Here is a 20,889-nt window from a genome sequence, read left to right as displayed (position 1 = left end):
CCACCGTCAAGGAGACGGACCATGAACCAAGAGGTCATGAACATCTTCAATCCTTCCGCCGAAGGCCCGACCTTCGACCGGATCCGGATTTCGCTGGCCAGCCCGGAGAAGATTCTCTCCTGGTCGTTCGGCGAGGTGAAGAAGCCCGAAACCATCAACTACCGCACGTTCAAGCCCGAGCGTGACGGCCTGTTCTGCGCCCGTATCTTCGGCCCGATCAAGGACTATGAGTGCCTGTGCGGCAAGTACAAGCGTATCAAGTACAAGGGCATCATCTGCGAGAAGTGCGGCGTTGAAGTCACCCTGGCGCGCGTGCGCCGCGAGCGCATGGGCCATATCGAGCTAGCTGCGCCGGTGGCTCACATCTGGTTCCTGAAATCCCTGCCGTCCCGGATCGCCCTGTTCCTGGACATGGCCCTCAAGGATGTGGAGCGCGTGCTCTACTTTGAAGGCTATGTGGTGATCGAACCGGGCCTGACCCCGCTTCAGAAGAACCAGATCCTCACCGAGGAAGAGTATTACGAAGCCGTCGACGAGTACGGCGAGGACGCTTTCACCGCCGGCATCGGCGCGGAAGCCATCCGCGAAATCCTCTCCACGATGGATCTGGAAAAAGAAGTGGAGCAGATGCGCGAGGAGATGGGTGAAACCGGCTCCGAGCTGAAGCTGAAAAAGCTCGCCAAGCGCACCAAGCTCATCGAATCCTTCATGCTTTCCGGCAACAAGCCGGAATGGATGATCCTGACCATCGTGCCGGTCATTCCGCCGGAACTGCGCCCGCTCGTCCCGCTGGACGGCGGCCGGTTCGCCACGTCGGACCTCAACGACCTGTATCGCCGCGTCATCAACCGGAACAACCGCCTCAAGCGCCTGATCGAGCTGCGCGCGCCGGACATCATCATCCGCAACGAAAAGCGGATGCTGCAGGAATCCGTCGACGCCCTGTTCGACAATGGCCGTCGCGGCCGCGTGATCACCGGCGCCAACAAGCGTCCGCTGAAATCGCTGTCCGACATGCTCAAGGGCAAGCAGGGCCGGTTCCGTCAGAACCTGCTCGGCAAGCGCGTGGACTATTCCGGTCGTTCGGTGATCGTGGTGGGCCCGGAGCTGAAACTGCACGAATGCGGTCTTCCCAAGAAGATGGCGCTCGAGCTGTTCAAGCCGTTCATCTATGCGCGTCTGGACGCCAAGGGCCTGTCGGGCACCGTCAAGCAGTCCAAGAAGATGGTGGAGAAAGAGCGTCCGGAAGTCTGGGACGTTCTCGATGAAGTCATCCGCGAACACCCGGTCATGCTCAACCGTGCGCCGACCCTGCACCGTCTGGGCATTCAGGCGTTCGAACCCAAGCTGATCGAGGGCAAGGCCATCCAGCTGCACCCGCTGGTCTGCGCCGCGTTCAACGCCGACTTCGACGGTGACCAGATGGCCGTGCACGTGCCGCTGAGCCTTGAGGCCCAGCTCGAAGCGCGCGTCCTGATGATGTCGACGAACAACATCCTGTCGCCCGCCAACGGCAAGCCGATCATCGTGCCGTCCCAGGATATCGTGCTGGGCCTGTACTACCTGTCCATCATCAAGGACGGCGAACCGGGCGAGGGCATGGTCTTCGGCTCCATGGGCGAGATCGAGGCGGCGCTCGATGCCGGCGTCGTCACCCTGCACGCCAAGGTGAAGGCGCGTTATTCCGGCGTCGATCGCGAAGGCAATGAGTACACCAAGGTCATCGAGACCACGCCGGGCCGCATGAAGCTGCTCGAGCACCTGCCCAAGCACCCTGAAGTGCAGCCGGACGTGCTCGACGGCCTCCTGACCAAGAAGGCCATCGGCGGCCTGATCGACATCGTCTATCGCCACACCGGCCAGAAGGCGACCGTGATCTTCTGCGACAAGATCATGGCCCTGGGCTTCAAGGAAGCGGCGCGCGCCGGCATTTCCTTCGGCAAGGACGACATGCTGATCCCGGACGCCAAGAAGGACCTCGTGGGTGAAACCCGCGCTCTGGTTGGTGATTACGAGCAGCAATATGTGGACGGCCTGATCACCAAGGGTGAGAAGTACAACAAGGTCGTCGACGCCTGGGCGAAGTGCACCGACAAGGTGGCGGACGCCATGTATGACGAGATCTCCAAACCCGTTAAGGCCGAGGATGGCCGCGACGGCGAGGTGAACTCGGTCTACATGATGGCCCATTCCGGCGCCCGGGGTTCGAAGAACCAGATGAAACAGCTCGCCGGCATGCGGGGCCTGATGGCCCGACCGGACGGCTCGATCATCGAGACGCCGATTATCTCGAACTTCAAAGAGGGCCTGACGGTCCTGGAGTACTTCAACTCCACTCACGGCGCTCGTAAGGGTCTGGCGGATACCGCGCTGAAGACGGCGAACTCGGGTTATCTGACCCGTCGTCTCGTCGACGTGGCGCAGGACTGCATCGTCACCGAGCATGATTGCGGCACCTCTCAGGGCATCACCCTGGGCGCCGTGGTCAATGGCGGCGACATCGTGGAGCCGCTCAGCCAGCGCGTTCTGGGGCGTCACACTGCGGAAGCGGTCAAGGATCCGTCCTCGGGCGAGGTCCTGGCTCCGGCAGACACCTATCTTGATGAAGAGCTGGCCCAGGCGCTTGAAGACGCCGGCGTCAGCACCATCAAGGTGCGCTCGCCGCTGACCTGTGAAACCCGCGTCGGCGTTTGCGCGACCTGCTATGGTCGCGATCTGGCGCGCGGCACCAAGGTGAACATGGGCGAAGCGATCGGCGTGATCGCGGCCCAGTCCATCGGCGAGCCGGGCACCCAGCTGACCATGCGGACCTTCCACATCGGCGGTACGGCGCAGGTGTCCGAGCAGTCCTTCATCGAAGCCACCCACGAGGGCAAGGTCGCCTTTGTGGAGCGCAATACGGTGAAAGCCTCTGACGGCTCCTTCATCGTGATGAGCCGGAACATGCAGGTGCAGGTCACGGACCAGGACGGCAATCCGCTCGAGACCTACAAGCTGCAATACGGCGCCAAGCTGCGCGTGGACGCCGGCGAGCAGGTCAAGCGCGGCGCGCGTCTGGCCGAGTGGGACCCGTACACCATGCCGATCGTCACCGAAGCGGGCGGTCGCGTGAAGCTCATCGACATCATCGACGGTCTGTCGGTGAAGGAAGACGTCGACGAAGCCACGGGCATCGCCTCGAAGGTTGTGGTCGACTGGCGCGGCACGGGCTCCAAGTCCGCGTCGATCCAGCCCGCCATGGTTGTCACCGACGAGAACGGCGAACCGGTCAAGCTGTCCGACAAGCCGGCGAACTACATGCTGTCGGTGGGCGCCATTCTCTCCGTCAATGACGGCGACATGGTCCAGCCGGGCGACGTTCTGGCCCGTATCCCGACCGAAGGCGCCAAGACCCGCGACATCACCGGCGGTCTGCCGCGTGTGGCGGAGCTGTTCGAAGCGCGTCGACCGAAAGACCACGCCGTCATCGCCGAGATGACCGGCCGCGTCGAATTCGGTCGCGACTACAAGAACAAGCGCCGCATTTCCATCACGCCTGAAGGCGATGATGCGGAACCGGTGGAATACCTGGTGCCGAAGGGCAAACACCTGACGGTCCAGGAAGGCGACATCATCCAGCGCGGCGAGTATCTGCTCGACGGCAACCCGGCTCCGCACGACATTCTGCGGATCCTGGGCGTGGAAGCGCTGGCGGACTACCTGATCAACGAGATCCAGGAGGTCTATCGTCTGCAGGGCGTGCCGATCAACGACAAGCACATCGAAGTGATTGTCCGGCAGATGCTGCAGAAGATGGAAGTCACCCATCCGGGCGATTCCGGCTATCTCACCGGTGAGCAGGTCGACAAGATCGAATGGCTTGAAACCAACGAGAAGCTGGAAGCGGAAGGCAAGCGTCCGTCGGTGGCTGACCCGGTTCTTCTGGGCATCACCAAGGCGTCGCTGCAGACGCGCTCCTTCATCTCCGCGGCCTCCTTCCAGGAGACCACCCGCGTGCTGACTGAAGCTTCGGTGCAGGGCAAGGTGGATACCCTTGAGGGCCTCAAGGAGAACGTGATCGTGGGCCGTCTGATCCCGGCGGGCACGGGCTCGATGATGCGCGAGTATCAGGTCGAGGCCGATGCGCGTGACGAGGAACGGATTGCGGAGCAGAAGAAAGCCGTGGACTCAGGCGACGAGGCCCTGCCGGCCGAAATCGCCGAAGCCGCCGCCGAAGAGGCTCAGGGCGAGGACTAGCGTTCCCGCCCCGATCTAAAACGGAAAGCCCGTCAGCGCATGCTGGCGGGCTTTTTGCTGGTGAAGGTCGCATTCAGGGATTCGCAGCCGTCCCGGACGGCTTTTGTTAAGGGGAAATCAATCCTGTATCCGGCGCCTGTCCCGCCCGCATTCGGCAATCGATGAGGCGAGTGAGGCGGGCAGGGGGGTGTGAACCCCTTGGTTGACAGGGAAAGACGGGCGATATCCGGTACTTGCCGGGCCTGCAAATTTCCCCTGTCAGTGATCTTGACGGAATGGCCTGCCCTGAGTAGGTTCCGCGCTCGATTTCGGGGGTGAGCCGTAATCCGTCCTGAGTCCGCTGCGGGCGAGGGTTTGGATTAGACGTCGCCCGGAACAGAAAAACACAAGCTTCAACACCGTCCGCGGACGAACGGCAACAGTCGTCGCGCCCCGGTCGGGTTTTCGCGTCTTCGTCACGCAACCGGACGGGAAAACAGGAACAGGAACGGATAGAGGCCTGATGCCTACAGTTAACCAGCTCATCCGCAAACCGCGGAAAGACAAGCCGAAGCGGAACAAGGTTCCCGCGCTTCAGGCGTGCCCGCAACGCCGTGGCGTTTGCACGCGCGTGTACACCACGACCCCGAAGAAGCCGAACTCAGCGCTTCGTAAAGTCGCCAAGGTTCGCCTGACGAACGGCTATGAAGTCGTGAGCTACATTCCGGGCGAAGGTCACAACCTGCAAGAACACTCCGTCGTGCTCATCCGCGGCGGCCGTGTGAAAGACTTGCCGGGCGTGCGTTACCACATCCTGCGCGGCGTTCTGGACACCCAGGGCGTGAAAGACCGTCGTCAGCGTCGTTCGAAATACGGCGCCAAGCGTCCGAAATAAGGAGAGGCGTTCATGTCTCGTCGTCACCGCGCTGAGAAGCGCGAGATTCTTCCCGACCCGAAATTCGGCGATCGCGATCTGACCAAGTTCATGAACTACATCATGATCGACGGTAAGAAATCCGCCGCTGAAGCCATCATCTACGGCGCCCTCGACATCATCGAGGAAAAAGTGAAGCGCGAGCCGGTTCGCGTCTTCCACGAAGCCATGGACAATGTGGCTCCGGAAATCGAAGTGCGCTCCCGCCGGGTCGGCGGCGCCACCTACCAGGTTCCGGTCGAGGTTCGTCCGGATCGCCGCAAGGCGCTCGCCATTCGCTGGCTGGCCGCCGCGGCCCGGAACCGCAACGAGAACACCATGCGCGAGCGGCTGGCCGCTGAGCTCATGGACGCCGCTTCCAACCGCGGCTCCTCGGTCAAAAAGCGTGAAGACACGCACAAGATGGCCGAAGCCAACCGCGCGTTCGCGCATTACCGCTGGTAATTCCAGCTGACGCTTGAATCCTGATTAAGGACCCTCCCCATGGCCCGCGACTATAAAATCGAGGACTACCGCAACTTCGGCATCATGGCTCACATCGATGCTGGTAAAACCACCACGACCGAGCGGATCCTCTACTACACCGGCAAATCGCACAAAATCGGCGAAGTGCACGATGGCGCTGCGACCATGGACTGGATGGAGCAGGAGCAGGAGCGTGGCATCACGATCACGTCTGCTGCGACGACCTGTTTCTGGAAAGAAAAGCGTCTGAACATCATCGACACCCCCGGCCACGTGGACTTCACCATCGAAGTCGAGCGTTCGCTGCGGGTGCTCGATGGCGCGGTGTGCTGCCTGGACGCCAACGCCGGCGTCGAGCCCCAGACCGAGACCGTCTGGCGTCAAGCGGACAAGTACAAAGTCCCGCGGATGATCTTCATCAACAAGATGGACAAGCTGGGCGCGGACTTCTTCAACTGCGTCGAGATGATCAAGGACCGCCTGGGCGCCAACCCGCTGTGCGTGCAGCTGCCGATCGGCATGGAAAGCGACTTCGAGGGCCTGATCGACCTCGTCGCCATGAAAGAGCTGATCTGGCTGGGCGAGAACCTGGGCGCGACCTGGGAAGTGCGCGACATCCGTGACGAGCTGGCCGACCAGGCCGCTGAATACCGCGAGATGCTGGTCGAGACCGCCGTCGAGCAGGACGAAGCGGCCATGGAAGCGTATCTGGAAGGCGAAGAGCCGTCCGAGGAAACGCTGAAGAAGCTGATCCGCAAGGGCACCATCTCTCTGGCCTTCAACCCGATCCTGTGCGGCACCGCGTTCAAGAACAAAGGCGTTCAGCCTCTGCTCGACGGCGTTGTGGACTTCCTGCCGTCTCCGGTGGAAGTGTCCGCGATCAAGGGCATCGATGCGAAGACCGAAGAGCCGATCGTGCGCAAGGCGTCGGACGACGAGCCGCTCGGCCTGCTGGCGTTCAAGATCATGAACGACCCGTTCGTGGGCTCGCTCACCTTCTGCCGCATCTATTCGGGCACCCTGTCCACGGGGCAGACCGTGCTGAACACGGTGAAAGAGAAGAAAGAGCGCATCGGCCGCATGCTGCTCATGCACTCCAACAACCGTGAAGACATCAAGGACGCCTATGCGGGCGACATCGTCGCAATCGCGGGCCTGAAAGACACCACCACGGGCGACACCCTGTGTGACCCCTCCTCTCCGGTCATCCTGGAGCGCATGGAGTTCCCGGATCCGGTGATCGAGATCGCCATCGAGCCCAAATCCAAGGGCGACCAGGAGAAGCTCGGCGTGGCTCTGGCGCGCCTGGCGGCTGAAGATCCGTCCTTCCGCGTGTCCTCCGATGAGGAATCCGGTCAGACGATCATCGCCGGCATGGGCGAACTGCACCTCGACATTCTCGTCGACCGCATGAAGCGTGAATTCAAGGTCGAAGCGAATGTGGGCCAGCCGCAAGTGGCTTACCGCGAGACCGTGGGCGTTGCTCACGAGATCGACTACACCCACAAGAAGCAGTCGGGTGGTTCGGGTCAGTTCGCGCGGATCAAGCTGCAGATCGAACCGGCCGAGCCGGGCGAAGGCTTTACCTTCGAGTCCAAGATCGTCGGCGGCTCCGTGCCGAAGGAATACATCCCGGGCGTCGAAAAGGGCCTGAACTCGGTCCGCGAAACCGGCCTTCTGGCGGGCTTCCCGGTCATCGATTTCAAGGTGACCCTGGTCGACGGCGCCTATCACGACGTGGACTCCAGCGTGCTGGCCTTCGAAATCGCCGCCCGTGCTGCGCTTCGCGAAGCCAAGTCTGCGCTGCGCATGAAGCTGCTTGAGCCGATCATGAAGGTCGAAGTGGTGACCCCGGATGAGTACACCGGCTCCGTCATCGGCGACCTGAACTCCCGCCGCGGCCAGATCCGCGACCAGGAGATGCGCGGCAACGCCACGGTGGTGAATGCCTTCGTGCCGCTTGCCAACATGTTCGGCTATGTGAACAACCTGCGTTCGGCCACTCAGGGGCGCGCCCAGTTCACCATGCAATTCGACCACTACGAGCCGGTGCCGCAAGCCGTCGCCGACGAAGTGATCTCCAAAATCGCGTAATTCGGATCATCGATCCAAAGAAACGACGCCTGTCTGAAGAGTAGGAAGAGACAATGGCCAAGGAAAAGTTTGAGCGTACGAAACCGCATGCCAACATCGGCACGATTGGTCACGTTGACCACGGCAAGACGACGCTGACCGCCGCGATCACGAAGTACTTCGGTGACTTCCGCGCGTATGACCAGATTGACGGCGCGCCGGAAGAGAAGGCGCGCGGCATCACGATCTCGACCGCGCACGTGGAATACGAGACGGACAACCGTCACTATGCGCACGTGGACTGCCCGGGCCACGCCGACTACGTGAAGAACATGATCACCGGCGCTGCGCAGATGGACGGCGGCATCCTGGTGGTGAACGCGGCTGACGGCCCGATGCCGCAGACCCGCGAGCACATCCTTCTGGCCCGTCAGGTCGGCGTGCCGGCTCTGGTGGTGTTCCTGAACAAGGTCGACCAGGTTGACGACGAGGAGCTTCTGGAGCTCGTGGAGATGGAAGTTCGCGAACTTCTGTCCTCCTACGACTTCCCGGGCGACGACATTCCGATCATCGCGGGCTCTGCGCTTGCGGCGATGGAAGGCCGTGATCCGGAAATCGGCGAGAACAAGATCCGCGAACTGATGGCGGCTGTGGATGAGTACATCCCGACCCCGGAACGTCCGAAGGATCAGGACTTCCTGATGCCGATCGAGGACGTGTTCTCGATCTCCGGCCGCGGCACCGTGGTGACCGGTCGTATCGAGCGCGGCATCATCCACGTGGGCGACGAGATCGAGATCGTGGGCATCCGCGACACCCAGAAGACGACCTGCACGGGCGTTGAGATGTTCCGCAAGCTGCTCGACCAGGGCGAAGCGGGCGACAATGTCGGCCTGCTGCTGCGCGGCATCGACCGTGAAGGCGTTGAGCGTGGTCAGGTTCTGGCCAAGCCGGGTTCGATCACCCCGCACTCCAAGTTCGAGGCTGAGGCCTACATCCTGACGAAGGAAGAGGGCGGTCGTCACACCCCGTTCTTCTCCAACTACCGTCCGCAGTTCTACTTCCGCACGACGGACGTGACCGGTGTGGTGATCCTGAAAGAGGGCACGGAGATGGTCATGCCGGGCGACAACGTGGAAGTGTCTGTCGAGCTGATCCAGCCGATCGCGATGGAAGAGAAGCTGCGCTTCGCCATCCGTGAAGGCGGCCGGACGGTCGGCGCGGGCGTTGTGTCCAAGATCATCGAGTAAGCCTTACGCTTCACTCGACAGCGCAAGCTGACAGAACGCCCCGGAGCCCCGCTCCGGGGCGTTTTGCATGTGGGGGTGTGGCGATCGTGATGATTCTCGCAGTCGCATCTGCGACGGTCTGTTGTGAATCAACCGCGCTCGGGATACATACGCGGTGTCAGCGTCGAGTCACTCGCCGCACCGGACGCTTTGGCGTCGTTTAAGCTCTTTGACAGCCCGACAGGGCGATCAATTCCCCGTCTGTGCGTAAGCCGCACCTGGCGAAGAGTTTAAACTGCCGATGTGGTGGTGAATCTTGTGACTAGGTGTTGACGGGGAGGGGCGGAACGCGTATTGCACGGTCCCTCTGACGAACTGGCAGTGCCCTTGGGCAAACGCAGTTCTCGAAGCGAAAAAAATTTGGATTGCAAGAGCTGCCGGGGCGTTCCGTCCTTTGCGCGGCTCTTGTGCATGTTGGGACCGGACCGATGGCGCAACAAAACATCAGAATCCGCCTGAAGGCGTTCGACCACCGCGTGCTCGACACTTCGGCGCGTGAGATCGTTTCCACCGCAAAGCGCACCGGCGCGAATGTGCGTGGACCGATTCCGCTGCCGACGCGGCTGGAGAAATTCACTGTTCTGCGCGGTCCGCACGTCGACAAGAAGTCGCGCGAGCAGTTCGAAATCCGCACGCACAAGCGGATGCTGGACATCGTAGACCCCACCCCGCAGACCGTGGACGCGCTGATGAAGCTCGACCTGTCTGCCGGCGTGGACGTCGAGATCAAGCTGGGAGCGTAAGGCCATGAAGCAGGCTGCATCCATGCGCACTGGCCTTCTGGCCAAGAAGCTGGGCATGACCCGCGTCTTCACCGAAGACGGCGATCATGTGCCGGTGACGGTGCTTCACCTGGACGGTCTCCAGGTGGTGGCACAGCGCACCTCTGAAAATGATGGCTATACCGCTGTCCAGCTGGGCGCGGGCAAAGCCAAGGCCAAGCGCACCTCCAAGGCGATGCGCGGCCACTTCGCAAAGGCTTCTGTCGAGCCCAAGCGCAAGCTGGTCGAGTTCCGCGTGCCGGAAGATGCGCTGATCGAAGCGGGCGCCGAGCTTTCCGCCGAGCACTTTGTGGTCGGTCAGAAAGTCGACGTGTCCGGCACCTCGATCGGTAAGGGCTTCGCTGGCGGCATGAAGCGCTGGAACTTTGGTGGTCTGCGCGCCTCGCACGGCGTGTCGATCTCTCACCGTTCCCACGGTTCGACCGGCCAGTGTCAGGACCCGGGCAAGGTCTTCAAGGGCAAGAAAATGGCCGGTCACCTCGGTTCCGAGCGTGTCACCATCCAGAGCCTTGAGATCGTCCGTGTCGACGCTGAGCGCGGCCTCGTGCTCGTGAAGGGCGCCGTGCCGGGCTCCAAGGAAAGCTGGGTCGAGATCCGCGACGCTGTCAAAGGCGTTGGCGCTGAGGATCTGCCGTATCCGGCCAAGCTGCTCGAAAAAGCCGATTCGGCTCCGGCCGAGGCTCCGGCTGAGGCTCAAGAAGCCCAGGACGAAGGGGCTAACTGATGAAACTCGATGTTGTGACGCTCGATGCCGGCAAAGCCGGCTCGATTGATCTCTCTGATGCCGTGTTCGGTATCGAAGAGGTCCGCGCGGACATCCTCCAGCGCGCCGTCAAGTGGCAGCTGTCGCGCCGTCAGGCCGGCACCCACAAGACGAAAGAGCGCGGTGAGATCGCCCGCACCAAGAAAAAGTTTGGTCGCCAGAAAGGCGGCGGCGGCGCCCGTCACGGTTCCCGCAACGCCCCGATCTTCGTGGGCGGCGGCGTGGCCCATGGCCCGCGCGTTCGCTCCCATGCGACCGAACTGCCGAAGAAAGTGCGCGCCCTGGCGCTCAAGCACGCCCTGTCCACCAAAGCCGGCGCCAAGCAGCTGGTGATCCTGGACGAGGCGCGTCTTGATGAAGCCAAGACCAAGGCTCTGACCGAGAAATTCTCGAAGCTGGGCTGGTCGAACGCGCTGATCATTGATGGCGAGACGCTGGACGAGAACTTCGCCCGCGCCGCCCGCAACATCCCGCTGATCGACGTTCTGCCGGCGCAAGGCCTGAACGTTTACGACGTGCTGCGTCGTGACGTGCTGGTCCTGACCAAAGCGGCTGTCGAGAAGATCAACGAGCGGCTCGCGCCGCAGGAGGCTGCGTAACATGCCCGCTGCTCGCCATTACGACACCATTCTGTCGCCGGTGATCACCGAGAAGGCCACCATTCTCTCTGAAGAGAACAAGGTCGTCTTCCGCGTGCCGCTGTCTGCGAACAAGAAAGACATCGCCGAAGCGATCGAAGAGCTGTTCAAGGTCAAGGTTAAGGCCGTGAACACCATCGTTCAAAAAGGCAAAACCAAACGTTTCCGCGGTATTGCGGGCAAGCGTGACGACGTCAAAAAGGCGGTTGTGACCCTGGAAGAGGGCCACTCCATCGACGTCAGCACCGGCCTGTAAGCGCGCAGAGGAGAGAGACCCATGGCTCTGAAGACTTTCAAGCCGACCTCGCCTGGCCGCCGCGCTCTCGTGCTGGTGGACAAGTCCGAGCTGCACTCCGGTCGTCCGGAAAAGACCCTCGTTGAGGGTCTGACCAAATCCGGCGGTCGCAACAACACCGGTCGCGTGACGTCTCGTCGTCGCGGCGGCGGCGCCAAGAAGCTGTATCGCGTCATCGACTTCAAACGTCGCAAGTTTGACGTGCCGGCGACTGTCGAGCGTCTGGAATACGACCCGAACCGCACCGCCTTCATCGCACTCGTGAAGTACGAAGACGGCGAACTGGCTTACATCCTGGCTCCGCAGCGTCTGTCTGCCGGCGACATCGTTGTCGCAGGCGAGCGCGTGGACGTTAAGCCGGGCAACGCCATGCCGCTGAAAGCGATGCCGGTCGGCACCATCATCCACAATGTTGAGCTCAAGCCGCTCAAAGGCGGGCAGATCGCCCGTTCCGCCGGCGCTTACGCTCAGCTGGTGGGCCGCGATGCCGGTTATGCTCAGGTTCGCCTGATGTCCGGCGAGCTGCGCATGGTGCACCAGGACTGCATGGCGACCGTTGGCGCGGTCTCCAATGCGGACCACCTGAACACCAATCTGGGTAAAGCCGGTCGCAAGCGTCACATGGGCAAACGCCCAGCCGTTCGCGGCGTGGCCATGAACCCGGTCGATCACCCGCACGGCGGCGGCGAAGGCCGCACCTCGGGCGGTCGTCACCCGGTCACCCCGTGGGGCAAGCCGACCAAGGGCCGCAAGACCCGGTCGAACAAAGCCACTGACAAATTCATCATTCGCTCGCGCCACGAGCGCAAGAAACGCTAAGGGACGGCTGCGCCATGCCTCGTTCTGTCTGGAAAGGTCCGTTTGTCGACGGATACCTCCTGAAGAAAGCCGAAGCTGCTCATGACGGCGGCCGCAAGCAAGCGATCAAGACCTGGTCGCGCCGCTCGACGATCATGCCGCAGTTTGTGGGTCTGACCTTCCAGGTCCACAACGGCAACAAGTTCATTCCGGTTCTCGTCTCCGAAGAGATGGTCGGTCACAAGCTGGGCGAATTCGCTCCGACTCGGACCTATTACGGCCACGCGGCGGACAAGAAAGCCAAGAGGAAGTAAGCGATGGGCAAGGCTGCAAATCCCCGCCGCGTCGCGGATAATGAAGCGCGCGCAAAGCTGCGGATGATCCGCATCAGCCCGCAGAAGCTCAACCTCATTGCCCAGCTGATCCGTGGCAAGAAGGTTGAACGCGCTCTGGCTGACCTGGAATTCTCGCGCAAGCGTCATTCCGCCGACGTCAAGAAGGTGCTCAAGAGCGCCATCGCCAACGCGGAAAACAACCACGGTCTGGATATCGACTCTCTGGTCGTGTCCGAGGCCTATGTGGGCAAAAACCTGGTCATGAAACGCTTCCGCGCCCGTGCGCGTGGTCGCGGCGCCAAGATCCTGAAGCCGTTTTCCGAGCTGACGATCGTCGTGCGTGAAGTTGAGGAGGCCGCCTAATGGGTCAGAAGGTTAATCCGATCGGCCTGCGCGTCGGCATCAACCGCACCTGGGAATCGCGTTGGTTCGCCAAGGGCGAGGAATACGCCGATCTGCTGCACGAAGACCTGCGCATTCGCGAGTACCTGAAAAAGGAACTCAAGAACGCGTCCGTGTCGCGCATCATCATCGAGCGTCCGCACAAGAAGTGCCGCATCACTATTCACACGGCGCGTCCGGGTGTCGTGATCGGCAAAAAAGGCGCGGATATCGAGAAGCTGCGTCGCAAGGTCTCGAAGATGGTTGAGGGCGAAGTGTTCCTGAACCTCGTCGAAGTGCGCAAGCCGGAAGTCGACGCGACCCTGGTCGCCGAGAGCGTGGCCCAGCAGCTCGAACGCCGCGTGGCCTTCCGCCGCGCCATGAAGCGTTCGCTGCAGACCGCCATGCGCATGGGCGCCCTAGGCTGCAAGATCATGTGCGGCGGCCGTCTGGGCGGCGCCGAGATCGCACGCGTCGAGAAGTATTCTGAAGGTTCGGTTCCGCTGCACACCCTGCGTGCGGACATCGACTACGGTTTCGCTGAAGCCAAGACCGCGATGGGCATCATCGGCATCAAGGTCTGGATCTACAAAGGCGAGATCATGGAACACGACCCGATGGCGCAAGAGCGTCGCATGCTCGACTCTGGCGAGCAGCGCACCCGCTCTGGCCGTCAGGCAGCGTAAGCGGAACGAGGGAGTAGCACCATGCTTCAGCCGAAGCGCACCAAATTCCGCAAGGCGCACAAAGGCCGCATTCACGGTCAGGCCAAGGGCGGCTTCACGCTGACCTTTGGATCCTATGGCCTGAAAGCGGTCGAGCCGGAGCGGATCACCGCCCGTCAGATCGAGGCGACCCGTCGTGCGATCACCCGTCACATGAAACGGGCCGGTCGCGTGTGGATCCGGGTGTTCCCGGACCTGCCGGTGTCCAAGAAGCCGACCGAAGTCCGGATGGGTAAAGGTAAAGGCTCGCCGGAATACTGGGTGGCCAAAGTCAAGCCGGGCCGGATCATCTTCGAAATCGATGGTGTTCCGGATGATGTGGCACGCGAAGCACTGCGCCTGGGCGCAGCCAAGCTGCCGATCAAGACCAAAGTCGTCACCCGTCCGGGTGAGTAAGAGGAGGGAAGCATGAAAGCCGAAGACGTCCGCGCTCTCAGCGACGATCAGCTTCAGGACGAACTCCTCAAGCTGAAAAAAGAACAGTTCAACCTGCGTTTCCAACAGGCCACCGGCCAGCTGGAAAACACTGCGCGCTTTAAGCAGATCCGCCGGGACATCGCCCGGGTCAAAACGGATCAGCGCCGCCGCGCGCTTGAAAATTAAGGGGGCTTGGGTCCATGCCGAAGCGCATCCTTCAAGGCGTCGTGGTGAGCGACAAGCAGGCTAAAACCGTGATCGTGCGCGTTGAGCGCACCTTCCTGCACCCCCTGCTGCGCAAAACCGTGCGCCGTACGAAGAAATATCACGCCCACGACGAGTCGGGCGCGATCAAGGTTGGCGAGCGTGTCCAGATCCAGGAATGCACGCCGAAGTCGAAGCTCAAGCGGTGGGAGGTCGTCTCCGACCAGGCGTAAGCCTGATCGTGGATGATCCACTATTAACGGAGGATCGCGATGATCCAGATGCAAACCAATCTGGACGTGGCCGACAATTCCGGGGCCCGCCGCGTGCAGTGCATCAAAGTGCTGGGCGGCGCGAAACGCCGCTATGCCGGCGTCGGCGACATCATTGTCGTCTCGGTCAAGGAAGCCACGCCCAAGGGCCGCGTTAAGAAGGGCGACGTCCGCAAGGCCGTCGTCGTACGCACCGCTCGCGACATCAAGCGTCGCGACGGCAGCGTCATCCGTTTCGACGGCAACGCGGCTGTTATTCTGAACAACAACAACGAGCCGGTCGGCACCCGGATCTTCGGCCCGGTTCCCCGTGAACTGCGCGCCAAGAACCACATGAAGATCGTCTCGCTCGCGCCGGAGGTCCTGTAACCATGGCTGCGAAGATCAAAAAGGGCGACAAGGTCATCGTTCTGACCGGTCGCGACAAAGGTAAGACCGGCGAGGTCACCCAGGTCCTTCCCAAGGAAGACCGTGTGGTGGTGTCGGGCGTCAACGTGGTCAAGCGCCACCAGCGTCCGGCCCAGACGACCCCGGGCGGTATTGTTGAGAAAAACGCGTCTATCCACGTGTCCAACGTGGCTCTGGTCGATCCGAAATCCGGCGAAGCCACCCGTGTGGGCTTCAAGGTCGAGGACGGCAAGAAAGTGCGCGTAGCCAAGAAATCCGGTGAGGTGATCGATGGCTGACGTTGCTGAATACGAACCGCGCCTGAAGACGAAATACCGCGAGGAAATCCGCGCGCGTCTGAAGGAAAAGTTCTGTTATGCGAACGAGATGATGATCCCGCGCCTGGACAAGGTCGTGATCAACATGGGCGTTGGCGAAGCGGCTCAGGATTCCAAGAAAATCCGCGGCGCGCTTGCCGATCTCGAAGCCATCGCCGGCCAGAAGCCGGTTGGCACGGTCGCCAAGAAATCCATCGCCGGCTTCAAGCTGCGCGAAGAACAGATGATTGGCGCCAAGGTGACCCTGCGCAAGGATCGTATGTACGAATTCCTTGATCGCCTGGTGACCATTGCTCTGCCGCGCGTCCGCGACTTCCGCGGTCTGAACGGCAAGAGCTTCGATGGCCGGGGCAACTATGCGATGGGCTTGAAAGAGCACATCGTCTTCCCCGAGATCGACTACGACAAGGTTGAGAAGATCCGCGGTATGGACATCGTCGTCTGCACCACGGCCCGCACCAACGAAGAAGCGAAGGCCCTGCTGGCCGAGTTCGACTTTCCGTTCTCGAACTAACGCAGCAGGAGAGCGGGACCGTGAGGGTCTCGCACGCGAGGAGAAAACTGAATGGCTAAGAAGAGTGCAGTCGAACGCAATCTCAAGCGCCAACGCCTGGCTCAGCGTTTTGCTGCCAAGCGTGAAGCTCTGAAAGCGATCGCACGCGACACGGACAAGCCGGTTGAAGAGCGCTTTGCGGCGCAACTGAAGCTGGCCTCGCTGCCGCGCAACTCGGCGCCGTCCCGCATCCGTAACCGATGCCAGGTGACCGGCCGCCCGCGCGCGTATTATCGCAAGCTGAAGATGTCGCGCATTGCGCTGCGTCAGCTGGCCAGCCACGGGTTGATCCCGGGCATGGTCAAGTCGAGCTGGTAGGAGGGATTTAGATGTCCGTGAACGATCCTCTCGGCGATATGCTAACCCGTATCCGCAACGCGCTGATGCGCAAGCGGACCTCCGTGGTGACCCCGTCCTCGAAACTTCGCGGCCGCGTGCTCGAAGTGCTCCTGGAAGAGGGCTTCATCCGCGGTTACACCGAGACCACCGACGCCAAGGGCTTCAAGCAGTTCGAGATCGAACTGAAGTATCATGAAGGCCAGCCGGTGATCTCCGACATCAAACGCGTGTCCAAGCCGGGCCGTCGCGAATACCGCAAGGTGCGCGATCTGCCGCTCGTCATGAACGGCCTGGGCATCGCCATCATTTCGACCCCGCAAGGCGTGATGAGCGACGCAGTCGCTCGCTCCAAGAACGTCGGCGGCGAAATCCTTTGCCACGTCAGCTAGAGACAGGGAGGCCAGAACTATGTCGCGTCTAGGCAAACTGCCTGTCGAAATCCCCAACGGTGTGACGGCGAACGTCACCGGGGCGCAGGTGTCGGTCAAAGGCCCGAAAGGCGAACTCAGCTTCGAAGCGCCCGCATGCGTGCGCATCAAGCAAGAGGACAACGCCATTTCGGTCGAAATGGCTGAAAATTCGAAATTCGCGAAAGCCATGTATGGCACCGCGCGCGCCCGCATCAAGAATATGGTGCAAGGCGTGACCGAGGGCTTCAAGAAGGACCTCGAACTGATCGGTGTCGGTTATCGCGCTCAAATGCAGGGCAATGACCTCAAGCTCTCGCTCGGCTTCTCTCACGACGTCGTCTACACCCCGCGCGCGGGCGTGAAGATCGCGACGCCGAAGCCGACCGAGATCACCATTGAGGGTGCTGACGCCCAGACCGTGGGTCAGACCGCGGCGGAAATTCGCGAATTCCGTCCGCCGGAGCCTTACAAAGGCAAAGGCGTGAAGTATTCGAACGAATATGTCCGCCGTAAGGAAGGCAAGAAGAAGTAAGGGGCCAGGCGATGAAATCTGCTGCAGAACAAATGCGGCGCCGCGCTCAGCGCACGCGCACCCGGCTCCGCAAAATGGGCAACGGCCGTCCGAGACTCTCGGTCTTCCGTTCGTCCAAGAACATTTACGCCCAGATCATCGACGATGCGAACGGCGTGACCCTGGTGTCGGCTTCCACGATGGAAAAAGACAACAAGATCACCAAGTCCGGCGTCGAAGCCGCTGCCGAGGTCGGCAAGCTGGTCGCAGAGCGGGCGAAGGAAAAAGGTTTGACCGATGTGGTGTTCGACCGCGGCGGTTACATCTTCCACGGGCGTGTGAAAGCGCTCGCTGACGCCGCTCGCGAGGGCGGTCTGAACTTCTAAGGAGCGAACGCATGGCACGAGAAGACAATCGCGGCCGCGATCGCCGCCGCCGGGACGACGACAACGCCGAACCGGAACTGGTCGACAAGCTGGTCCAGATCAACCGCGTCGCCAAAACCGTGAAAGGCGGCCGGAACTTCCAGTTCGCCGCACTCGCGGTGGTCGGTGACCAGAAGGGCCGCGTCGGCTTCGGGCAGGGCAAGGCGCGTGAAGTGCCGGAAGCCATCCGCAAGGCGACCGAAGAAGCCAAGAAGATGATGGTGCGCGTGCCGCTGCGTGAAGGCCGCACCCTGCACCATGATGCGAAAGGCCGTTGGGGCGCCGGCAAGGTGATCCTGCGCTCCGCCCCTCCGGGCACCGGCGTCATCGCCGGCGGTCCGATGCGTGCGGTGCTGGAATCACTCGGCGTTCAGGACGTGGTCGCGAAATCGACCGGTTCGTCCAACCCGTACAACATGGTTCGCGCCACGTTCGAGGCCCTGAAGGCCCAGAACAGCCCGCGCACCGTGGCCGCCAAGCGTGGCATCAAGGTCGCGGATCTGGTCGAGCGTCGCCAAGATGGCGCCAGCTCGCCGGAAGCCATCGAATCCTAGGAGGGACGCATGGCTGACAAGAAAACCCTGGTGGTGCGCCAAACCGGCAGCCCCATCCGCCGTCCGAAGGACCAGACCGCGACCCTCAAGGGTCTGGGCCTGGGCCGCATCGGCCGCGAGCGCGAGCTTGAGGACACCCCGTCTGTTCGGGGCATGATCCGCAAGGTCGCTCACATGGTTGAGATCGTGGAGGAGCGCGGTTAATCCCGCGCCCTCTCACCAAGGAGACAAACGATGCGCTTGAATGAACTGCGCGATAACGACGGCGCGACCAAGTCGCGTATGCGTGTCGGCCGTGGCATCGGCTCTGGCAAGGGCAAAACCGGCGGACGCGGCGTTAAAGGCCAGAAGTCTCGCTCGGGTGTCGCCATCAAGGGCTTTGAGGGCGGTCAGATGCCGCTCTATCAACGTCTGCCCAAGCGCGGCTTTAACAAGCCGAACCGCTTGGCGTTCGCTGAAGTGACCCTGGCCAAGCTGCAAGCCGCTGTGGACGCTGGCAAGCTCGACGCGAAAACGCCGGTCGACGCCGAAGCGCTCATCAAGGCTGGCGTCATCCGCCGCGCCAAGGACGGCGTGCGTGTGATCGGCGGCGGCGAGCTGAAAGCGAAACTTGAGCTGACGGTGGCTGGCGGCTCCAAGCCGGCGATCGAAGCGGTGGAGAAAGCAGGCGGCAAAGTCACCGTCCTCGCCAAATCCGCCAAAGATCAGTCCGAATAAGCTGGCGTTGAGATGGACCGCTTCCTAACTGGAAGCGGTCCCTCCGCGCTTTGAGGGCTTTCTCAGGGAGCATCCGACCGATATGGCGTCAGCCGCTGAACAGCTCGCCCAGAACATGAATTTCGGGGCGTTCGCCCAAGCGAAGGAGCTGCAGAAGCGCATTCTGTTCACGCTCCTGGTCCTGGTCATCTACCGTGTCGGCACCTTCGTGCCGGTCCCGGGCATCGATCCCGCACAGTTTGCGCTGGCCTTCCAGCAGCAATCCCAAGGCGTGCTGGGCATGTTCAACATGATGTCCGGCGGCGCCGTCGAGCGCATGGCGATCTTTGCGCTGAACGTGATGCCGTACATCTCGGCCTCCATCATCATGCAGCTCATGGCGGCGACCATTCCGTCACTGGAGCGTCTGAAGAAGGATGGCGGGGAGCAGGGTCGCAAGCAGATCAACCAGTACACCCGTTATCTGACCGTGGTTCTGGCCGCCGCCCAGGCCTTCGCGATCGCCATCGGCATGCAGACCGTGACAGACGGCGCGTCCATCGCCATCAATCCGGGTCCGTTCTTCCTGATCACGACCGTCACCACCCTGGTGGGCGGCACCATGTTCCTGCTGTGGCTGGGTGAGCAGATCACCGCTCGCGGCGTGGGCAATGGCGTGTCCCTGATCATTTTCGCCGGCATTGTGGCCGAGCTTCCGCGCGCGCTGGTCAATGCGCTGCAGGCGGGCGCTTCAGGCAGCATCGCCGGTCCGGTCATCATCGCCATGCTGGTCGGCATCGTCGTCGTGCTGGCGTTCGTTGTCTTCATGGAGCGCAGCCAGCGTCGTCTGCTGATCCAGTATCCCAAGCGTCAGGTGGGCAATCGCATGATGGGCGGGGAATCGAGCTTCCTGCCGCTCAAGCTGAACACGGCGGGCGTGATTCCGGCGATTTTCGCCTCCTCGCTGCTGCTCCTGCCGGCGACCATTCAGGGCTTTTCCCAGTCCGGTCCGGACTGGCTGGCCAATATCGTGGCCATGCTTGGCCCGGGACAGCCGCTGTTCCTGGCTTTCTACGCCGCCATGATCATCTTCTTCACCTTCTTTTACACCTCGCTGGTCTTCAATCCGGAAGAAACCGCGGACAATCTGAAGAAGTATGGCGGCTTCCTGCCGGGCATCCGCCCTGGCAAGCGTACGGCCGAGTACCTGGACTATGTGCTGACGCGCCTGACCGTCATTGGCGCTGCGTATCTGACTTTGGTCTGTGTTCTCCCCGAGTTCCTGAAGGCGCAAGTTTCGGGCATTCCGTTCTACATTGGCGGCACCTCGCTGCTGATCGTGGTGTCGGTGACGCTCGATACGGTTGGTCAGATCCAGTCCCATCTGCTGGCCCACCAGTATGAAGGCCTGATCAAGAAGACCAAACTGAGGGGGCGCAAGCGATGAACCTGGTATTGTTCGGCCCGCCGGGGGCGGGGAAGGGCACCCAAGCCAAGCGTCTGGTCGCCGATTACGGATGGCTTCAGCTCTCCACGGGCGACATGCTGCGCGCCGCCATTGCGGCCGGCAACGAACTGGGCCGTAAGGTCAAGGATATCATGGACCGTGGGGATCTTGTTTCCGACGAGATCGTCATCGCCCTGATCGAGGAACGCCTGCCGGAGGCTGAAATCGCCGGCGGCGCCATTTTCGACGGTTTCCCGCGCACCGTGGCCCAGGCCGAAGCGCTGGATGAACTCCTGGCGTCACGCAGCACGCAGATCGACAAGGTCGTGCGGCTTGTGGTGGATCAGGACGAGCTGGTGTCGCGTATGGAAAAACGCGCCGCCCAGGAAGGCCGCGCCGACGACACCGTCGAGGCGTTCAAGGTTCGGCTCGAGAATTACAACGCCCAGACCGCGCCGCTGATTCCCTACTATGAGGGGCAGGGCAAATTGTCTGATGTGGACGGCATGGGTCAGATGGACGAGGTTGCTGCACGTATTGCAGCGGCGCTCGACCAGTAAAGAGCAGCTTCCAGGCCGGTCCGGTCTGGAAAAACAGGACGGGTGGCTTCCTATCGCGGTTGACGCGACAGGTGAGCGCCTAT

Annotated in this window: 28 protein-coding genes; all 28 read left to right on the top strand. The window is 61.9% G+C overall.

All coding sequences use genetic code 11. The features are described from left to right. Positions 1-21 precede the first annotated feature (21 nt). Positions 22-4,236, top strand: a complete 4,215-nt coding sequence (gene rpoC, locus OA2633_RS03675) for a DNA-directed RNA polymerase subunit beta' (RefSeq protein ID WP_009801143.1) — start codon at positions 22-24, stop codon at positions 4,234-4,236. Between the two features lie 502 nt (positions 4,237-4,738). After that, positions 4,739-5,110: a 30S ribosomal protein S12 gene (gene rpsL / locus OA2633_RS03670; protein ID WP_009801142.1), complete on the top strand. Its 372-nt coding sequence runs from the start codon at positions 4,739-4,741 to the stop codon at positions 5,108-5,110. 12 nt (positions 5,111-5,122) lie between these two features. After that, positions 5,123-5,593, top strand: coding sequence for a 30S ribosomal protein S7 (rpsG, locus tag OA2633_RS03665; RefSeq protein ID WP_009801141.1), 471 nt, complete (start codon positions 5,123-5,125; stop codon positions 5,591-5,593). Between the two features lie 39 nt (positions 5,594-5,632). Continuing rightward, entirely contained in the window at positions 5,633-7,708 is a 2,076-nt protein-coding gene (gene fusA, locus OA2633_RS03660) for an elongation factor G (RefSeq protein ID WP_009801140.1), read from the top strand. Positions 7,709-7,761: 53 nt separating this feature from the next. Continuing rightward, positions 7,762-8,937, top strand: a complete 1,176-nt coding sequence (gene tuf, locus OA2633_RS03655) for an elongation factor Tu (protein ID WP_009801139.1) — start codon at positions 7,762-7,764, stop codon at positions 8,935-8,937. A gap of 467 nt (positions 8,938-9,404) precedes the next feature. Beyond that, a complete protein-coding gene (gene rpsJ, locus OA2633_RS03650; protein ID WP_009801138.1) occupies positions 9,405-9,719 on the top strand; it encodes a 30S ribosomal protein S10 in 315 nt (104 codons plus the stop codon). A gap of 22 nt (positions 9,720-9,741) precedes the next feature. Continuing rightward, a complete protein-coding gene (gene rplC, locus OA2633_RS03645) occupies positions 9,742-10,482 on the top strand; it encodes a 50S ribosomal protein L3 (RefSeq protein WP_009801137.1) in 741 nt (246 codons plus the stop codon). Further along, positions 10,482-11,120 carry a 50S ribosomal protein L4 gene (rplD, locus tag OA2633_RS03640; protein WP_009801136.1) on the top strand — a complete coding sequence of 213 codons (639 nt, stop codon included), beginning with the start codon at positions 10,482-10,484 and terminating at the stop codon, positions 11,118-11,120. Before rplC ends, rplD begins: the two co-directional genes overlap by 1 nt. Before the next feature lies 1 nt (position 11,121). Beyond that, on the top strand, positions 11,122-11,415 hold the full coding sequence (locus tag OA2633_RS03635) for a 50S ribosomal protein L23 (RefSeq protein ID WP_009801135.1): 294 nt from the start codon (positions 11,122-11,124) through the stop codon (positions 11,413-11,415). A 21-nt stretch (positions 11,416-11,436) separates the two neighbouring features. Then, the gene (rplB, locus tag OA2633_RS03630; RefSeq protein WP_009801134.1) at positions 11,437-12,273 is read left to right on the top strand and encodes a 50S ribosomal protein L2; all 837 of its coding nucleotides are present in this window, start codon (positions 11,437-11,439) and stop codon (positions 12,271-12,273) included. Between the two features lie 14 nt (positions 12,274-12,287). Beyond that, positions 12,288-12,566: a 30S ribosomal protein S19 gene (gene rpsS / locus OA2633_RS03625; RefSeq protein WP_009801133.1), complete on the top strand. Its 279-nt coding sequence runs from the start codon at positions 12,288-12,290 to the stop codon at positions 12,564-12,566. Between the two features lie 3 nt (positions 12,567-12,569). After that, on the top strand, positions 12,570-12,950 hold the full coding sequence (gene rplV, locus OA2633_RS03620; RefSeq protein ID WP_009801132.1) for a 50S ribosomal protein L22: 381 nt from the start codon (positions 12,570-12,572) through the stop codon (positions 12,948-12,950). Beyond that, entirely contained in the window at positions 12,950-13,654 is a 705-nt protein-coding gene (gene rpsC, locus OA2633_RS03615; protein ID WP_009801131.1) for a 30S ribosomal protein S3, read from the top strand. Before rplV ends, rpsC begins: the two co-directional genes overlap by 1 nt. A 21-nt stretch (positions 13,655-13,675) precedes the next feature. Beyond that, the gene (gene rplP, locus OA2633_RS03610; RefSeq protein ID WP_009801130.1) at positions 13,676-14,089 is read left to right on the top strand and encodes a 50S ribosomal protein L16; all 414 of its coding nucleotides are present in this window, start codon (positions 13,676-13,678) and stop codon (positions 14,087-14,089) included. Between the two features lie 12 nt (positions 14,090-14,101). Beyond that, complete coding sequence (gene rpmC / locus OA2633_RS03605; RefSeq protein WP_009801129.1) at positions 14,102-14,296, top strand: 50S ribosomal protein L29; 195 nt, start codon at positions 14,102-14,104, stop codon at positions 14,294-14,296. Positions 14,297-14,310: 14 nt separating this feature from the next. After that, a complete protein-coding gene (gene rpsQ, locus OA2633_RS03600; protein WP_009801128.1) occupies positions 14,311-14,547 on the top strand; it encodes a 30S ribosomal protein S17 in 237 nt (78 codons plus the stop codon). Between the two features lie 39 nt (positions 14,548-14,586). After that, complete coding sequence (rplN, locus tag OA2633_RS03595; RefSeq protein WP_009801127.1) at positions 14,587-14,955, top strand: 50S ribosomal protein L14; 369 nt, start codon at positions 14,587-14,589, stop codon at positions 14,953-14,955. Between the two features lie 2 nt (positions 14,956-14,957). Beyond that, a complete protein-coding gene (gene rplX, locus OA2633_RS03590) occupies positions 14,958-15,272 on the top strand; it encodes a 50S ribosomal protein L24 (protein ID WP_009801126.1) in 315 nt (104 codons plus the stop codon). Continuing rightward, positions 15,265-15,825 (top strand): 50S ribosomal protein L5, encoded by a 561-nt coding sequence (gene rplE, locus OA2633_RS03585; protein ID WP_009801125.1) that lies wholly within the window; start codon positions 15,265-15,267, stop codon positions 15,823-15,825. Before rplX ends, rplE begins: the two co-directional genes overlap by 8 nt. 51 nt (positions 15,826-15,876) lie before the next feature. Beyond that, a complete protein-coding gene (rpsN, locus tag OA2633_RS03580; protein WP_009801124.1) occupies positions 15,877-16,182 on the top strand; it encodes a 30S ribosomal protein S14 in 306 nt (101 codons plus the stop codon). Positions 16,183-16,193: 11 nt separating this feature from the next. Then, positions 16,194-16,592, top strand: a complete 399-nt coding sequence (gene rpsH / locus OA2633_RS03575; protein ID WP_009801123.1) for a 30S ribosomal protein S8 — start codon at positions 16,194-16,196, stop codon at positions 16,590-16,592. 19 nt (positions 16,593-16,611) lie between these two features. Beyond that, positions 16,612-17,145: a 50S ribosomal protein L6 gene (rplF, locus tag OA2633_RS03570; RefSeq protein ID WP_009801122.1), complete on the top strand. Its 534-nt coding sequence runs from the start codon at positions 16,612-16,614 to the stop codon at positions 17,143-17,145. 11 nt (positions 17,146-17,156) lie between these two features. Beyond that, positions 17,157-17,510, top strand: coding sequence for a 50S ribosomal protein L18 (rplR, locus tag OA2633_RS03565; RefSeq protein ID WP_040612431.1), 354 nt, complete (start codon positions 17,157-17,159; stop codon positions 17,508-17,510). Positions 17,511-17,521: 11 nt separating this feature from the next. Beyond that, positions 17,522-18,103, top strand: coding sequence for a 30S ribosomal protein S5 (rpsE, locus tag OA2633_RS03560; protein WP_009801120.1), 582 nt, complete (start codon positions 17,522-17,524; stop codon positions 18,101-18,103). A 9-nt stretch (positions 18,104-18,112) separates the two neighbouring features. Next, on the top strand, positions 18,113-18,307 hold the full coding sequence (gene rpmD / locus OA2633_RS03555; RefSeq protein WP_009801119.1) for a 50S ribosomal protein L30: 195 nt from the start codon (positions 18,113-18,115) through the stop codon (positions 18,305-18,307). Between the two features lie 30 nt (positions 18,308-18,337). Next, positions 18,338-18,820 (top strand): 50S ribosomal protein L15, encoded by a 483-nt coding sequence (rplO, locus tag OA2633_RS03550; RefSeq protein WP_009801118.1) that lies wholly within the window; start codon positions 18,338-18,340, stop codon positions 18,818-18,820. Positions 18,821-18,902: 82 nt separating this feature from the next. Then, complete coding sequence (gene secY, locus OA2633_RS03545; protein WP_009801117.1) at positions 18,903-20,246, top strand: preprotein translocase subunit SecY; 1,344 nt, start codon at positions 18,903-18,905, stop codon at positions 20,244-20,246. Next, positions 20,243-20,806, top strand: a complete 564-nt coding sequence (locus tag OA2633_RS03540) for an adenylate kinase (RefSeq protein WP_009801116.1) — start codon at positions 20,243-20,245, stop codon at positions 20,804-20,806. The genes secY and OA2633_RS03540 overlap by 4 nt, the downstream gene beginning before the upstream one ends. The last annotated feature ends 83 nt before the right edge of the window (positions 20,807-20,889 follow it).

It is taken from the genome of Oceanicaulis sp. HTCC2633 (genome assembly GCF_000152745.1).
Lineage (GTDB): Bacteria > Pseudomonadota > Alphaproteobacteria > Caulobacterales > Maricaulaceae > Oceanicaulis.
This window is presented reverse-complemented; position numbering and strand designations above follow the sequence as displayed.

What these genes read in the sequence shown, in the direction of transcription:
- rpsH (WP_009801123.1), top strand. Translation starts at nt 16,194, where the DNA reads ATGTCCGTGAACGATCCTCTCGGCGATATGCTAACCCGTATCCGCAAC.
- rpsQ (WP_009801128.1), top strand. Translation starts at nt 14,311, where the DNA reads ATGCCGAAGCGCATCCTTCAAGGCGTCGTGGTGAGCGACAAGCAGGCT.
- rpsN (WP_009801124.1), top strand. Translation starts at nt 15,877, where the DNA reads ATGGCTAAGAAGAGTGCAGTCGAACGCAATCTCAAGCGCCAACGCCTG.
- rplD (WP_009801136.1), top strand. Translation starts at nt 10,482, where the DNA reads ATGAAACTCGATGTTGTGACGCTCGATGCCGGCAAAGCCGGCTCGATT.
- rplB (WP_009801134.1), top strand. Translation starts at nt 11,437, where the DNA reads ATGGCTCTGAAGACTTTCAAGCCGACCTCGCCTGGCCGCCGCGCTCTC.
- rplE (WP_009801125.1), top strand. Translation starts at nt 15,265, where the DNA reads ATGGCTGACGTTGCTGAATACGAACCGCGCCTGAAGACGAAATACCGC.
- rplP (WP_009801130.1), top strand. Translation starts at nt 13,676, where the DNA reads ATGCTTCAGCCGAAGCGCACCAAATTCCGCAAGGCGCACAAAGGCCGC.
- rplF (WP_009801122.1), top strand. Translation starts at nt 16,612, where the DNA reads ATGTCGCGTCTAGGCAAACTGCCTGTCGAAATCCCCAACGGTGTGACG.
- tuf (WP_009801139.1), top strand. Translation starts at nt 7,762, where the DNA reads ATGGCCAAGGAAAAGTTTGAGCGTACGAAACCGCATGCCAACATCGGC.
- rpoC (WP_009801143.1), top strand. Translation starts at nt 22, where the DNA reads ATGAACCAAGAGGTCATGAACATCTTCAATCCTTCCGCCGAAGGCCCG.
- OA2633_RS03540 (WP_009801116.1), top strand. Translation starts at nt 20,243, where the DNA reads ATGAACCTGGTATTGTTCGGCCCGCCGGGGGCGGGGAAGGGCACCCAA.
- rpmC (WP_009801129.1), top strand. Translation starts at nt 14,102, where the DNA reads ATGAAAGCCGAAGACGTCCGCGCTCTCAGCGACGATCAGCTTCAGGAC.
- rplN (WP_009801127.1), top strand. Translation starts at nt 14,587, where the DNA reads ATGATCCAGATGCAAACCAATCTGGACGTGGCCGACAATTCCGGGGCC.
- rpsS (WP_009801133.1), top strand. Translation starts at nt 12,288, where the DNA reads ATGCCTCGTTCTGTCTGGAAAGGTCCGTTTGTCGACGGATACCTCCTG.
- rplC (WP_009801137.1), top strand. Translation starts at nt 9,742, where the DNA reads ATGCGCACTGGCCTTCTGGCCAAGAAGCTGGGCATGACCCGCGTCTTC.
- fusA (WP_009801140.1), top strand. Translation starts at nt 5,633, where the DNA reads ATGGCCCGCGACTATAAAATCGAGGACTACCGCAACTTCGGCATCATG.
- rpmD (WP_009801119.1), top strand. Translation starts at nt 18,113, where the DNA reads ATGGCTGACAAGAAAACCCTGGTGGTGCGCCAAACCGGCAGCCCCATC.
- rplO (WP_009801118.1), top strand. Translation starts at nt 18,338, where the DNA reads ATGCGCTTGAATGAACTGCGCGATAACGACGGCGCGACCAAGTCGCGT.
- rpsG (WP_009801141.1), top strand. Translation starts at nt 5,123, where the DNA reads ATGTCTCGTCGTCACCGCGCTGAGAAGCGCGAGATTCTTCCCGACCCG.
- rplV (WP_009801132.1), top strand. Translation starts at nt 12,570, where the DNA reads ATGGGCAAGGCTGCAAATCCCCGCCGCGTCGCGGATAATGAAGCGCGC.
- OA2633_RS03635 (WP_009801135.1), top strand. Translation starts at nt 11,122, where the DNA reads ATGCCCGCTGCTCGCCATTACGACACCATTCTGTCGCCGGTGATCACC.
- rpsL (WP_009801142.1), top strand. Translation starts at nt 4,739, where the DNA reads ATGCCTACAGTTAACCAGCTCATCCGCAAACCGCGGAAAGACAAGCCG.
- rpsE (WP_009801120.1), top strand. Translation starts at nt 17,522, where the DNA reads ATGGCACGAGAAGACAATCGCGGCCGCGATCGCCGCCGCCGGGACGAC.
- rplX (WP_009801126.1), top strand. Translation starts at nt 14,958, where the DNA reads ATGGCTGCGAAGATCAAAAAGGGCGACAAGGTCATCGTTCTGACCGGT.
- rplR (WP_040612431.1), top strand. Translation starts at nt 17,157, where the DNA reads ATGAAATCTGCTGCAGAACAAATGCGGCGCCGCGCTCAGCGCACGCGC.
- secY (WP_009801117.1), top strand. Translation starts at nt 18,903, where the DNA reads ATGGCGTCAGCCGCTGAACAGCTCGCCCAGAACATGAATTTCGGGGCG.
- rpsJ (WP_009801138.1), top strand. Translation starts at nt 9,405, where the DNA reads ATGGCGCAACAAAACATCAGAATCCGCCTGAAGGCGTTCGACCACCGC.
- rpsC (WP_009801131.1), top strand. Translation starts at nt 12,950, where the DNA reads ATGGGTCAGAAGGTTAATCCGATCGGCCTGCGCGTCGGCATCAACCGC.